Source organism: Streptomyces sp. NH27, assembly GCF_056859195.1.
In genome coordinates this window covers 1-13,922 of sequence record NZ_JACEGK010000171.1, presented here as the reverse complement: position 1 = coordinate 13,922, position 13,922 = coordinate 1, and the positions used below count along the sequence as shown (strand labels likewise).

Below are 13,922 nucleotides of genomic sequence, written 5' to 3'. Positions count from 1 at the left end.
GGGTTTCCGTAGGGGCGAGGGGCTGTGCTTGTTGTGCGGCTGGCGCCGCGTGGGCGCGTGGTGTGGCCCGCGGGGTTGCCGGGGAGCGAACCGGAACCCATACGGCGAGGTCCCCGGCAACCCCGGGGGCGAGTCGGAACCGTACCCCCGGCGGCCACTCCTCGCCCGAACCGGAACATTCGCGACGGTCCGTCCGGCGGCGCCCTATACCCTTCCGGGGTGCCCGAAGAGACCGCGCCCCGGCGGACCGCCGCCGCGCAGGCGACCGCCCCTACGCAGACGCAGACGCGTACGCCGGGGCGTACACGCACGTGGGTACCCCCGGCCCCCCTCGACGTACGCCGCACTCTGATGCCGCTGCGCCGCGGCGGCGGCGACCCCGCCTTCCGGATCGCCCCCGACGGCACGGTGTGGCGGGCCAGCCGTACCCCCGCCGGCCCCGGCACCCTGCGACTGACCGGCAGCCCGGCCGCGATCGAGGGCACGGCCTGGGGCCCGGGCGCACCGTGGCTGCTCGACCGCCTCCCCGCCCTCCTCGGCGCCGACGACGACCCGTCCGCCTTCGTACCGAGGCACCGCATCGTGCACGCCGCCCACCGGCGGCACCCCGGACTGCGGCTGACCCGCACCGGCCTGGTACTGGAATCGCTGATCCCGTCCGTACTGGAGCAGAAGGTCACCACGATCGAGGCGTACCGCGCCTGGCGACTGCTCCTGCTCCAGCACGGCGAGGCCGCCCCGGGGCCGCAGGGCGCCGACGTACCGCGCGGCATGCGGGTCATGCCCGACCCGCGCGGCTGGGCCCGGGTGCCGTCCTGGGACTGGCGCGGCGCCGGCGTCGACAACAAGCGGGCCTCCGCCGTCCTGCGCGCGGTACGCCTCGGCGCCCGCCTGGACTCCCTCGCCGACCGCCCGGCCGAAGACGCCTCCGCCCTGCTCCAGACCATCCCCGGCATCGGGCCGTGGACCGCCGCGGAAACCCTGCAGCGCAGCCACGGCGCCCCCGACGCCGTCACCGTCGGCGACCTGCACCTGCCGCATCACATCGGCTACGCCCTCACCGGCGAGCCGCGCTCCGACGACGAGACGATGCTGCGCCTGCTGGCCCCGTACGCAGGCCAGCGGCACCGCGCCGCCCGGCTGATCCTGCTCGCCGCGCCCGGACCGCCGCGGCGCGCGCCGCGGATGGCCCCGCCCCGCCACCACTGAAGCCGAACAGGCCGGCCGCGGACGGTACTTCGCCGGCCGGCGGCGGTCAGCGCACCACGAGGAACGGCTCGGCCGCCCGCTCGGCCCGGGGCGCGGGCGCCGCCGCGGGGCGGCCGACCGCGATGGTGCCGAGCGGGTCCCACGAGGGCGGCAGGTCGAGGACATCCCGCACCACGTCGCGGCAGAACAGCGCCGAGGACACCCACGCCGACCCCAACTGCTCGCCGGCCAGGGCGACCAGGAAGTTCTGCACGCCGGCGCCGCCGGAGACCAGGAACATCTCCCGCTCCGCCGTCGCCCGCCGCTCGTCCGGGTACGCGTGCGCGCCGCCCTCGGTGACCAGGCACGGCACCACCAGATACGGCGCCTTGCGCAGCGCGTCCCCGCGCCGCAACCGCTTGGCGACGTTCTCCTCCGAGAAGCCGTCCCCGCGCAGGTCCGCCGCCCAGGCGTCCCGCATCGCGTCGAGCAGCCGTACCCGCACCTGGGGTGTCTCCAGCAGCACGAACCGCCAGGGCGTGGTGTGGTGCGGGGCGGGTGCGGTCACCGCGAGGGCCACGGCCCGCCGTACGGCCGCGGGGTCCACGGGGTGGTCGGTGAACTCCCGCACGGTGCGCCGCAGCGACACCGCCTCCCGTACCGCCTCCGAAGTGCCGAGCCGGAACATGTCGTTGGCGGCGACCCGCACCAGCGCCCGGGCCCCGATATCACCTGGGGCGCCTTCGTCCGGACCGCTGCCGACAGCGCTGCCGTCCGCGTCGGACTCCGTCGCCAGCAGCACGCCGCCCAGGCCGCGTACCACCGCGACCGGCAGCCCCGTGGCCTTGCCCTTGACGAGGTCGCCGGCCGCGGCCAGCTCGTCCGCGGTCGCGGTGACCGTGACGCTCAGCGGGTTGCCGTGGGAGTCCTGGCCGCCGCGCAGGTCGTCCAGCACCCGTACCCCGGCCGCGCCGATCGCCACGTCGGTGAGCCCTTCGCGCCAGGGCCGCCCGAAGGTGTCGGTGACGATGACGCCGACTCGCACCCCGAGCGCGTCGCGCAACCCGTCCCGGATGCGGCGGGCTGACGCGTCGGGGTCCTCGGGCAGCAGGAGCACGGTGCCCGCGGGGGTGTTGGACGCGTCGACCCCGGCCGCGGCCATCACGAAGCCGTGCCGTGTCTCCACGATCCGGGTCGGCCCGCGACGGGCCACCAACCGCACCGCTTCCGCGTCGATCGCAGACTCGCGGTCGTCCGCGTCCACCAAGCGCCCCTCGGCCTTGCTGACGATCTTCGATGTGACCAGCAGCACATCGCCGTCGGCGAGGGCGGTGCCGGCGGTGGCGATCAGTTTGGCGATGTCCGAGCCCGGCTGCACCTCGCCGATCCCGGGCACCCCGAACACCTCGTAGCGGGGCGCCGGCGTGGTCATGCCCGCACCTCCTCGGCGAACGCGAGCGCTTCCCGCGCCATCTGCGTGGTCGCCGCCAGGTCTGTCATGAGCAACGGCACCGCCCGGCAGCGGATGCCGGCCGCCTCGACCACCTCGACGGCGCCCGCGTCCACGGTGTCCACGAGCCACCCGTCCAGCAGCCCGCTGCCGTAGTGCGCCGCCACCGCCGCCGCGGTCGACTCGACGCCCACGGCGGCCAGCACCTTGTCGGCCATCCCGCGCACCGGCGCGTCACCGACGATGGGGGACAGGCCCACCACCGGCACACCGGCCTCCGCGATGGCCTCGCGCACACCCGGCACGGCCAGGATGGTGCCGACGCTGACCACCGGGTTGGACGGTGGGAAGACGATCACATCGGCGCTGCCGATCGCCTCCAGTACCCCGGGTGCGGGCTTCGCGCCCTCCGCGCCCACAGGCACCACCGCGTGCGCGGGCACCGAAGCGCGCAGCCGCACCCAGTACTCCTGGAAGTGGATCGCCTTGCGCTCCCCGTCGACCTCGACGAGTACGTGCGTCTCGATCCTGTCGTCGGACATCGGGATGAGCCGCACCCCGGGCTTCCAGCGGGCGCACAGCGCCTCGGTGACCGCGCTGAGCGGATAGCCCGCACTGATCATCTGACTGCGGACGATGTGCGTGGCGAAGTCCCGGTCGCCCAGGCCGAACCACTCGGGTCCGACGCCGTACGCGGCGAGTTCCTCCTTGACCGCGAAGGTCTCGTCGGCCCGCCCCCAGCCCTGCTCCTCGTGGATGCCGCCACCCAGGGTGTACATGACGGTGTCCAGGTCGGGACAGACCTTCAGTCCGAACAGGTGGATGTCGTCTCCGGTGTTGCCGATGACGGTGATATCCGCCTCCGGCGCCGCTGCCTTGAGGCCGCGCAGGAAGCGCGCTCCTCCGATACCTCCGGCCAGAACCACGATTCGCATGGCCCCAGTCTGTCAGCCCCGCGACGTGGGACGTCCGGCCGTCCGCCCGACCTAGACCGACCGGCAAGTGGAGGGCGGTCTACGCCTGCGCGGGCGTGCGGGCGCCCGGGGTGCACGCGTACGGGGTCATCTCGGTCAGCCCCGGGAAGTACACGTGCAGGCTGACGGCGCCGTCCAGCGACTCGTTGACGACATCGTGGACGTAGCCGGGTGCGAACACGCGCTGGTGACCGGGGGTCAGGGTGCGGCGGGTCTCGCCGCGGGCGGTCAGCGCGCGTTCGTGCAGGGTGCCGTCCAGGACGGTGAGAACGCCGTCGGAACGGCCGTGGTCGTGCAGCCCGCTGCTCTGTCCGGGCAGCCAGCTCAGCAGCCACACCTCGTAGCCGGGGCCGGTTCGCAGGCGTGCGTACCAACGGGTCGTGGCGTCGTAGCGCACCTGCGGCGCCCACTGCGCGCGGTCGGCGGCGATGGAGCGGGCGAGCCCGGCGAACTCCGCGACGGTGCAGGGGTGTTGGGGCACCGGCGGGAGCAGGTGGGGCAGTTCGAGCGGGTCACCGGCGATCGATACGTCGGAGTACATGGGGTGTGTTCCTCGGGGTGCGCATGATGCGGAAGGTGCCGGCGGCCGTGGCGGCCGGTCAGGGGATCAGCGGCAGCGGGAGGAACAACAACAGCTCTGTGCGAGCGCGACGCAGCAGGACTCGCGGCGGCGAGTCCGGAAGGGCGCGTTGTGCTCGGCATGCATGTGGACAAGCAAATCGGTCGGAGCGGTGACCTGTCAACCGAATGTCCGAAATGCCCGACTACTTTCACCCGATCCGGCAGGGTCGCATGGTGAAAGGTTTGTGCACGGTGCGGTGCGGATAGGAGGTGGCGCATCCGTCCAGATCTGATGCGGATCGCCTTTCGGATCTGGGGAAACGCGCCATCCCGGTATGACGTTGTGCTTCTGTGATCGAAATGTGATCCGCAACGCTTCGCTCGAACGGACGGAACGTTGTCCGTCGCCGCAGCGTCTGACGGAACGTGAGCGTTTGGCCGTTGGGGCCACGGTTGACGGATGCGGTCATTTAGGCCGATATCAACACTATCTGTCACTCCTTGGTTCAGCGGAGTGAATAACGGGCCCAATAGCAGATCTCGGCTTGACTGGCCCGGATCGGCACACTTGTAATTTCACTCGTGTCGTTCGGCCGGACCGCCGGACGTGGTGACGGCAGGCAACATCACGGGGAAGCACGACAGACAGGGGCGCGCATGACCGAGCAGTTCCAGTTGCTGCTGGCTGAAGAGGCCGACGAGGAACTCGGCTGGCAGGAGCGCGCGCTGTGTGCGCAGACCGACCCCGAGTCCTTTTTCCCCGAGAAGGGCGGCTCCACCCGCGAGGCGAAGAAGGTCTGCCTCGCCTGCGAAGTCCGCTCCGACTGCCTGGAGTACGCCCTCGCCAACGACGAGCGCTTCGGCATCTGGGGCGGCCTGTCCGAGCGGGAGCGCCGCCGGTTGAAGAAGGGCGTCGTCTGACCCCCGAACCACGGCCGGCACCCCGCCGCCCACCCGGTTTCCGCCCATCGGAGACCTCACATCCGGCCCGTCTTCCGCGCCCTCCGGCACGGCAGGCGGGCCGCTGTTGTGCCCACACCCGGACGGTCGCGCCGTTGTAAGCCGTTAGTGTGGGGGGCCGTCCGAGATGCATGCCCCGCCAACGGTGGGTTGATGCGTCCACCGCAGTCCAGCGAACCGGGGCCCGAACCTCGATGTCCGTGAACAGCCCAGCACCGGCCGTCCATCCGCCAGGTACCCCTGAGTTCCCGCGCCACGTCGTCACCGCCGTGCTGGTCGCGCACGACGGCGCACGTTGGCTGCCCAAGGCCCTCCAGGGGCTGCTCGCGCAGGACCGCCCGGTCCAGGACGTCGTCGCCGCCGACACCGGCAGTGCCGACGACTCCGCCCGGCTGCTCGCCGAAGCCCTCGGCGATCAGCGCGTGCTGCACCTCGCCCGCCGCACCGGCTTCGGCGCCGCCGTCGAGGAGGCCACCCGCTCCACCACGCCCCTGACCGCGGACGACCTGCCCTACCTGCGCCGCCGCAGCGGCTGGGACCCCGTCAGCCGCACCTGGAACGACGACGCTTACGACGAACCCGCCGAGCCGCAAGGCGACCCCATCCAGTGGCTCTGGCTGCTGCACGACGACTGCGAGCCCGACCCCGGGGCGCTGGCCGCCCTGCTGCGCACCGCCGAGACGTCGCCGTCCGCCGCGATCATCGGCCCCAAGTTGCGCAGCTGGTACGACCGCCGCCAGCTCCTGGAGACCGGCGTCTCCATCGCCCGCAGCGGACGCCGCTGGACCGGCCTGGAGCGCCGCGAGCAGGACCAGGGTCAGCACGACCAGGTCCGCCCGGTGCTGTCCGTCTCCTCCGCGGGCATGCTCGTGCGCCGCGACGTGTGGGAGGAACTCGGCGGCTTCGACCGCCGCCTGCCCCTCATGCGCGACGATGTCGACTTCTGCTGGCGCGCCCACGCCGCCGGCCACACCGTCCTGATCGCCCCCGACGCGGTCATGCGGCACGCCGAGGCCGCCTCCCGCGAACGCCGGCCCGTCGACTGCGCCGGCCGCTCCGCGGTCAACCCGCACCGTGTCGACAAGTCCGGCGCCGTCTACACCCTCCTGGCCAACACCCGCGGCCCGCTGCTCCCGTACGTCATGCTCCGCATCGCCGTCGGCACCCTGCTGCGCACCCTCGCCTACCTGGTCGGCAAGGTGCCCGGCCAGGCCGTCGACGAGATCGTCGGCCTGCTCGGCGTCCTGCTGCGTCCCGGCCGCGGGCTCGCCGCCCGCCGCCGGCGCGGCACCGGCGCCGTACCGCCGTCCGAACTGCGTCCCCTGTTCCCGCCGCCCGGCGCGACCGTACGCGCCACCGTCGACCAGGTCGTCAGCAACTTCGCCGGCCGCGCCGACGCCGCGACCGCCGCCGCCGGCCGTCATGGCGGCGCCGTCGAGTCCGGGCCCGGCGACGAGGACGGCGACTTCCTGGAGTTGGAGCAGTTCGGCCGGCTGAAACGGATCGCCCGCAAACCGGGTCCGGTGCTCTTCGCGGTCCTGCTCGTCGTCTCCCTGGCCGCCTGCCGCGGCCTGCTCGGCGGGGGAGCGCTGGCCGGTGGCGCCCTGCTCCCGGCCGACCCCGGTGCCTCCGACCTGTGGGACACCTACGCCGGCTCCTGGCACGCGCTCGGCAACGGCGGCACCCAGGCTGCGCCCCCTTACATCGCGGTCCTCGCGCTCTTCGCCACCGTGCTGTTCGGCTCCACCGGCCTGACCTTGACCCTGTTCCTGGTCGCCTCCGTGCCATTGGCCGGCGTCACCGCCTACTTCGCCTCCCGGCCGCTGGTCGAGTCCCGTCTGCTGCGCGCCTGGGCGTCGGTCGCCTACGCCTTCCTGCCCGCCGCGACCGGCGCCCTGGCCGGTGGTCGCCTCGGCACCGCCGTGCTGGCGATCCTGCTGCCCCTGATGGCGCGCGCCGCGATCTCCTCCGCGGGCCTCCAATTGAGCGACTCCGCCATCGAGCGCGGCGCCCGTCCCGGCTGGCGCGCCACCTGGGCGCTCGCCCTGATGCTCACCTTCACCACCGCGTTCACGCCCGTCACCTGGCCGATCGCCCTGGTGCTCGCCGCCGGCGCGATCGCCTGGCGCCTGGTGCGCCGCCAGCAGCAGGTGCTGGTCCCGCAACTCCTGCGCTCGGCCGCCCTGGTCGTCACCCCGATGGTGCTGCTCGCCCCCTGGTCGCTGACCTTGCTCGCGCACCCTGGGCGCATGCTCAACGAGGCCGGCCTGCCGTACTCCACCAAGACCGCCTCCGGCCTCGACCTGCTCCTGCTCAGCCCCGGCGGCCCCAAGGCGTCCGGCGGTTTCCTGCTGATCGGTGTCGTGCTGGCCGCCCTCGCCGCCCTGATGCGCGGCACCCGCCGCACCGCCATCGCCGTCGCCTGGGCCGCCGCGCTGACCGGCCTGCTCTTCGCCGTCGTCGAGAACGGCAAGGACTGGGCCGGTCCCGCCACCCTGGTCTACGGTCTCGCACTGCTGGCCGCCGCCGCGATCGGCGCCGAGGGCGCGAACGAGCGGATCGCCGCCAGCGGATTCGGCTGGCGCCAGCCGGTCGCCGCCCTGGTCGCCTTCGCCGCGGTCGCCGCCCCACTGCTCGCCGCCTTCACCTGGGTCATCGACGGCGCCGACGGCCCGCTCAAGCGCACCAACTCGCAGCAGGTGCCCGCGTTCGTCGCCGAGGAGGCCACCACCACCGACCAGCCCCGCACCCTGGTGCTCAGCGGCACCGAAGGCCACGTCGAATACGCCGTCGTGCGCGGCTCCGGCGTCCGGATCGGCGACGCCGAACTCGCCGCCGAGGCACCGCACGACCACGCCTTGGACACCGTGGTGGCCAACCTCGTCGCGGGATCGGGCGCCGACCAGGGCAGCCGGCTCGCCGGATACGCGGTCCGGTACGTCCTGGCACCCAAGGGCGCGCCCCGCTCCTTCGGCCGCGTCCTCGACAGCACCCCCGGCCTGTCCCGGCTCAGCCAGTCCGACGGCACCAAGCTGTGGCAGGTCAACCAGGACGTCTCCCGCATCACCATCACCAGCAAGGGCGCCCAGCCCATCGGTGTCGCCGCGGGCCGCATCCAGGCACACACCAAGGTGCCCGCCGGCCCGTCCGGCCGCGTGCTGCGGATCGCCGACACCGCCAACTCCGGTTGGCACGCCACGCTCGACGGCTCCGCGCTCACCCCGGTCACGGTCGACGGCTGGGCACAGGGCTTCGACCTGCCGGCCACCGGCGGCCGGCTGGACGTCACCTACAAGGAGCCGATCGCCCACATCGGCTGGCTCGGCGTCCAGGCGTTGCTGCTGCTCGTCGTCATCGTGCTCGCGCTGCCAGGCCGCCGCCAGGAGATCGACGACGACCTGCCCGAAGCGGAGAGCGCAGTCCCCGTCGCCATCCCCGGCCAGGCGACGGGCGAGGGCCGCCGGGCCCGCCGCCTGCAGGCCGCCGCGGACGCGGAGGCCGCGGACAGCGCCGCCGCGTCGTCCGCCGAGTCGCTCGCCACAGTGCCGGCCGAACCCGAGTCGCCGGACACCCCCGCCGAGCCGTTGCCGGTCCGTGTACCGCCCGCCCGGGAAGAGGCCCAGGCGGCCCAGGAAGCCGACTACGACCAGCAGCCCGGCTATCCCGCCCCGGACGGCGGCTACGACTCGTACGCGGCCTCTGAGGGCGCCGACGGCTACGCCTACCAGGACACCAACTACCAGGAGGGCCGCTACCAGGAAGGCGGCTACCCGGACCCGTCCTACGCCCAGGGCGGCCCCGGCTGGGAGGGGGGGCAGCCGTATCCGGCCGAGCCCGGGACGTACGACCAGCAGGCGTACGGCGACTCCTACGGCTATCCGGCACAGCCCGGCTACGACCCCTACGCGTCGCAGCAGCCCGCACCGGACGCCCAGGCGCCGTACGAACAGGGCTACGGCGAGCAGCAGCAGGAGTACGGCGAGCAGCAGGGTCAGGACGGCCAGGACGGCGGGCAGCCGTATCCCGACCAGGCCGGCTACGTCGACCCCGCCCCGTATTACGCAGATGGCGAGCAGCGCCGCGATGGGAGCGACTACCAGTGAACCGCAGCACCTTGTCCCTGGCCGGTGCCGTGGTCGCGCTCGCCGTCCTGACCGGCGCGGCCTCGATGACCGGGGGCGACGACTCCCACACCGCCCCGGCGGCGTCCGCGTCGCGCCTGCCGGTCCAGCGCAGCACCCTGCTGTGCCCCGAGCCGTCGACGTCGGAGTTCGTCGACACCACGTACACGTCCTTCACCCCGCCCGGCAGCGGTTCGGGCGCCAGTACCTCCGGCGGCCAGGCCACGCTGGTGCCCGCCACCCCCAAGCCCAAGGCGCTCAAGCCGCTCACCGCCACCGGCAAGCCCGTCACATCGTCCACCGACAAGTCGGACTCACCCGCCTTGATCGGCACGGCGGACGGCCCCCTGGCGCCGGGATGGACCGTGCAGCAGACGACCGTCGTGAGCGACGGCCCCGGCCGCGGCCTGCTCGGCACCTCGTGTGTCGCCCCCGACAGCGAGTTCTGGTTCCCCGGGGCGAGCACCCAGGACGGCCGCCAGGACTACGTACACCTGGTCAACCCGGACGAGACCCCGGCCGTGGTGGACATCGACCTGTACGGCAAGGACGGCCAGCTCAAGGGCTCGACCGGCGACGGCATCACGGTGCCGGGCGGCAGCTCCAAGCCGGTGCTGCTGTCCACGCTCATCGCCGACAAGGTCCAGGACCTGACCGTGCACGTCATCGCGCGCAGCGGCCGGGTCGGCGCGGCCGTGCAGGCCACCGACAACAAGGCCGGCACCGACTGGCTGCCGGCCGCCGCCCAGCCCGCCGGCAACCTCGTCATGCCGGGCATCCCCGCCGACGCCACCGACGTGCGCCTGATCACCTATGCGCCCGGCTCCGACGACGCCGACCTGACGCTGAAGCTCGCCACCTCAAGCGGCTCGATCACCCCGGCCGGCCACGAGACGCTGCACGTCAAGAGCGGCATGACCGCCGCCGTCGATCTCGGGGACATCACCAAGGGCGACGCCGGGTCGCTGATCATCGGGTCGAGCACCGCGCACTCCCCGGTGCCGGTGGTGGCCGCGCTGCGGATCACCCGCGGCAAGGGCAGCAAGCAGGAGATCGCCTTCCTGCCCGCGACCGGCCTGATCGACCGGCAGGCGACCGTCGCCGACAACCGCGCGAAGGGCTCCACACTCGCCCTGACCGCCACCGGCAAGGACGTCAGCGTGAAGATCACCTCGTCGGCGGGTTCCACCGCGGGCAGCGCGGCGAGCAAGACCATCACCGTCAAGGCGGGCTCGACCGTGTCCATGGCACCGCCGCAGCCCTCCGGCCTCAAGGGCGCTTACGCGGTGACCGTGCAGCGGCTGTCGGGCGGGCAGCTGTACGCGTCCCGGATGCTGGCGCTGCCGCTCGACGGGGTGCCGATGTTCACGATCCAGCCGATGCCGGACGACCAGGGGATGGTCGACGTGCCGCAGGCCGGTTCCGACCTGCGCGTCCTGCAGCCCTAGCGTCCCTGAGCGCCTGACCTCCTGGGCGCGTGATCATGTTCGGGGCGATCGGCGCCCTGGGATGCCTGGCGTCCTAGGGTGCCAATCGCCTTCGCGCCCAGGGTGCGAGGGTGCTCACTCCTCGCCGTACTTCGGGTCGACGTTCTCCGGCGACAGCCCGAGCAACTCGGCGACCTGCTCGACGACGACCTCGTGCACCAGCAGCGCCCGCTCGTCGCGGCCCTTCGCGCGGATCTCCACCGGGCGGCGGTAGACCACGATCCGGCTCGGCCGGTCCTTGGCCGCGCCGATCAGCCTTCCGAGCGGCACCGGGTCGCCGTCGGACGGTGGAGCGTCCTGCGGCCAGGGCACGTCCTGCACGGCGAACTCCACGTCGGCCAGCTGCGGCCAGCGCCGCTCCAGCCGGTCGGCGGCATCGCGCACCAGGTCGTCGAAGGCGTCGGCCCGGCTGAGCGCGAGCGGCACCTGCGGCGGCGCGATGGGCCCACGCATGCCGCGGCCGTGGCGGTCGCGGTGCCGCGGCCGAGGCGCGGGCTGGGGCGGGGGAGTGGGGGCCGAACTGTCCATCAGCGTGAGCCTAGCCCCCGACGCGGGCGCGCACAGCAGGGCGTCACCTCCAGCGGCGTCCCCGCCGCCGTACGGGCGGGCCGCGCCACGGCCGTACGCCACGCGCCCGGTCGGACAGTGACCGGTTACTGTCCGATCCGATCGCGCTTGGGACCGGATCGGGCCACAGAAGTGACGGATATCCGCCACCTGGCGTGCGAACCCGTCGTACGTGACGGCGGCGGCCATACCGTTACTCTTGGTATCCGCTTTTGTCGCTCCGACGGTTGCCGCAGGTCAGCCTCGTACATCCGGCGTACCCGACTCCGAACGGCCGCAAGCGACACGACCGAGTGACCTGGCGGAGAGTCGTCGCGGCCCGCTCAAGAGTGCGGTACCGTCCAACCTCGTGAGCCCTGTACGTCGCTGTTCGCGCACCGCTTGCGGCCGCCCCGCCGTCGCGACACTGACGTACGTCTATGCGGACTCCACAGCCGTACTCGGCCCGCTGGCCACATACGCCGAACCCCACTGCTACGACCTGTGCTCGGAGCACTCCGAGCGACTCACCGCCCCGCGCGGGTGGGAGGTCGTCCGCCTGGCCACCGACACCGGCCCGGTCCGGCCCAGCGGCGACGACCTCGAAGCCCTCGCCAACGCGGTCAGGGAAGCAGCCCGCCCGCACGAACGCGGCCAGGGCGGCGGCGCGCGCGACATCGACCCGGTGGAGGTCGCCCGGCGCGGGCACCTGCGGGTCCTGCGGTCGCCGGATCAGTAGCCTCGCGGGCCCAGGACCGGGTCTCGGATAGGTTGTTCGGGACCGGACCGCCCAGGACCGTAACGCAGAGGTGTGCAGTGCCCCAATCATCGGGTTCTTCGGCGTCACCCGACCTGTCGCAGATCATCAAGGCATACGACATCCGCGGAGTCGTCCCCGACCAGTGGGACGAGCCGCTCGCCGAGATCTTCGGCGCCGCCTTCGCCACGGTCACCAGTGCCACCGCGATCGTCGTCGGCCACGACATGCGGCCCTCCTCGCCCGGGCTGTCGCACGCCTTCGCGCGCGGCGCCGCCGCCAGGGGCGCGGACGTCATCGAGATCGGCCTGTGCTCCACGGACGAGTTGTACTTCGCCAGCGGCCGTTTCGACCTGCCCGGCGCGATGTTCACCGCCAGTCACAACCCCGCGCGCTACAACGGCATCAAGATGTGCCGGGCCGGCGCCGCGCCCGTCGGCCAGGACACCGGCCTCGCCGAGATCCGCGACCTGGCCGAGCGGTGGTCCGCGACCGGACTGCCGACCGGCGCCGCCACCCCGGGCACCATCAGCACGCGCGACGTTCTCGGTGACTACGCCGGTTTCCTGCGCTCCCTGGTCGACCTGTCCGGCATCCGCCCGATGAAGGTCGTCGTGGACGCCGGGAACGGGATGGGCGGCCACACGGTGCCGACCGTCCTGGACGGCCTGCCGGTCGAACTGGTGCCGATGTACTTCGAACTCGACGGCACCTTCCCCAACCACGAGGCCAACCCGCTCGACCCGAAGAACCTCGTCGACCTCCAGGCGAAGGTCCGTGAGACCGGTGCGGACCTCGGCCTCGCCTTCGACGGCGATGCCGACCGCTGCTTCGCGGTGGACGAACGCGGCGAACCCGTCTCCCCCTCGGCCGTCACCGCGCTGGTCGCCGCCCGCGAACTTGCCAAGCACCCGGGCGCCACTGTCATCCACAACCTGATCACCTCCCGGTCGGTGCCCGAGGTCATCGCCGAACACGGCGGCACCGCGGTGCGCACCCGCGTCGGCCACTCCTTCATCAAGGAGCGGATGGCGCAGACCGGCGCCGTCTTCGGCGGCGAGCACTCCGCGCACTACTACTTCCAGGACTTCTGGAACGCCGACACGGGCATGCTCGCCGCGCTCCACCTGCTGGCCGCCCTCGGCGCGCAGGACGGCTCGCTGTCCGCCCTCGTCGCCTCCTACGACCGCTATGCGAGCTCCGGCGAGATCAACAGCACCGTCGCCGACCAGGCCGGCCGCACCGCCGCCGTACGGGCCGCCTTCTCGGCGGAGGAGGGCGTCACCTTCGACGAGCTCGACGGCCTGACCGTCTCCACCCCCGACTGGTGGTTCAACCTGCGCGCGTCCAACACCGAGCCGCTGCTGCGGCTCAACGTCGAGGCCCGCGACGCCGCTACGGTCGGGCGGCTGCGCGACCGGGTGCTCGCCATCGTCCGCGGCTGACCGCGCCGACCCAGAGGGGCCAACAGGGTTGTCGGGCGGCGCCGTTCGGCCGGCTCCAGCGGAGGCCGGGCGCCTGAGCGCTTGGGGCTCGGAGCTCCTGGGGCCGGGCCCTCGCCCATGACGGGCAGCGCCGTACTCCGTGCCAGGCGGGCGGCCCGACACCCGGCCCGGCCTCGGGTGGACGCCGGCAACCAGGCGGTCCGCGCCGCTATCGGGCACGGCGATAGGCTGAACCCGCAGGCCGCAACGGCCCCAGACCGCCGCAACCCGCACGGAGGACCCGCCATGCCGCTCGTCGAACCCAGCCTCCTGGAGATCCTCGCCTGCCCGGCTTGCCACGCGCCTTTGCGTGAGGACGACGCCGCGGCCGAACTTCTGTGCACGTCAGACAGTTGCGGCCTGGCCTACCCCGTGCGCGACGACATCCCCGTGC

General features: G+C 73.2%; 11 protein-coding genes. 7 read left to right on the top strand and 4 right to left on the bottom strand.

What is annotated here, in order from left to right; translation table 11 throughout:
- The first annotated feature begins 351 nt into the window (after positions 1-351).
- Entirely contained in the window at positions 352-1,209 is an 858-nt protein-coding gene (locus AC13HU_RS16195; RefSeq protein WP_483042571.1) for a DNA-3-methyladenine glycosylase family protein, read from the top strand.
- Positions 1,210-1,255: 46 nt separating this feature from the next.
- On the opposite strand, the gene AC13HU_RS16190 is transcribed toward AC13HU_RS16195, so the two are convergent.
- The 3 genes from AC13HU_RS16190 to AC13HU_RS16180 all read right to left on the bottom strand — a co-directional run bounded on the left by AC13HU_RS16190 (position 1,256) and on the right by AC13HU_RS16180 (position 4,153).
- Entirely contained in the window at positions 1,256-2,620 is a 1,365-nt protein-coding gene (locus AC13HU_RS16190; protein ID WP_483042570.1) for a coenzyme F420-0:L-glutamate ligase, read from the bottom strand.
- Positions 2,617-3,573, bottom strand: coding sequence for a 2-phospho-L-lactate transferase (gene cofD / locus AC13HU_RS16185; protein WP_483042569.1), 957 nt, complete (start codon positions 3,571-3,573; stop codon positions 2,617-2,619). The genes AC13HU_RS16190 and cofD overlap by 4 nt, the downstream gene beginning before the upstream one ends.
- A 79-nt stretch (positions 3,574-3,652) precedes the next feature.
- On the bottom strand, positions 3,653-4,153 hold the full coding sequence (locus tag AC13HU_RS16180; protein ID WP_483042568.1) for a cysteine dioxygenase: 501 nt from the start codon (positions 4,151-4,153) through the stop codon (positions 3,653-3,655).
- Between the two features lie 677 nt (positions 4,154-4,830).
- Here AC13HU_RS16180 and AC13HU_RS16175 point away from each other — a divergent pair.
- From AC13HU_RS16175 to AC13HU_RS16165, 3 genes are all read left to right on the top strand, one after another.
- Positions 4,831-5,094: a WhiB family transcriptional regulator gene (locus AC13HU_RS16175; RefSeq protein WP_031519519.1), complete on the top strand. Its 264-nt coding sequence runs from the start codon at positions 4,831-4,833 to the stop codon at positions 5,092-5,094.
- 233 nt (positions 5,095-5,327) lie between these two features.
- Positions 5,328-9,236 (top strand): glycosyltransferase, encoded by a 3,909-nt coding sequence (locus AC13HU_RS16170; RefSeq protein WP_483042567.1) that lies wholly within the window; start codon positions 5,328-5,330, stop codon positions 9,234-9,236.
- Positions 9,233-10,702: a DUF5719 family protein gene (locus tag AC13HU_RS16165; protein WP_483042566.1), complete on the top strand. Its 1,470-nt coding sequence runs from the start codon at positions 9,233-9,235 to the stop codon at positions 10,700-10,702. The genes AC13HU_RS16170 and AC13HU_RS16165 overlap by 4 nt, the downstream gene beginning before the upstream one ends.
- A 114-nt stretch (positions 10,703-10,816) precedes the next feature.
- Here AC13HU_RS16165 and AC13HU_RS16160 read toward each other — a convergent pair whose 3' ends face one another.
- Positions 10,817-11,269: a metallopeptidase family protein gene (locus tag AC13HU_RS16160; protein WP_329368991.1), complete on the bottom strand. Its 453-nt coding sequence runs from the start codon at positions 11,267-11,269 to the stop codon at positions 10,817-10,819.
- Positions 11,270-11,606: 337 nt separating this feature from the next.
- On the opposite strand from AC13HU_RS16160, the gene AC13HU_RS16155 reads away from it, so the two are divergent.
- From AC13HU_RS16155 to AC13HU_RS16145, 3 genes are all read left to right on the top strand, one after another.
- Positions 11,607-12,026, top strand: coding sequence for a DUF3499 domain-containing protein (locus AC13HU_RS16155; protein WP_483042573.1), 420 nt, complete (start codon positions 11,607-11,609; stop codon positions 12,024-12,026).
- Positions 12,027-12,103: 77 nt separating this feature from the next.
- Positions 12,104-13,489 carry a phosphomannomutase/phosphoglucomutase gene (locus AC13HU_RS16150; protein WP_483042565.1) on the top strand — a complete coding sequence of 462 codons (1,386 nt, stop codon included), beginning with the start codon at positions 12,104-12,106 and terminating at the stop codon, positions 13,487-13,489.
- Positions 13,490-13,774: 285 nt separating this feature from the next.
- Positions 13,775-13,922 (top strand): Trm112 family protein (locus AC13HU_RS16145; RefSeq protein ID WP_483042572.1); only part of this gene is annotated, 148 nt, incomplete at its 3' end.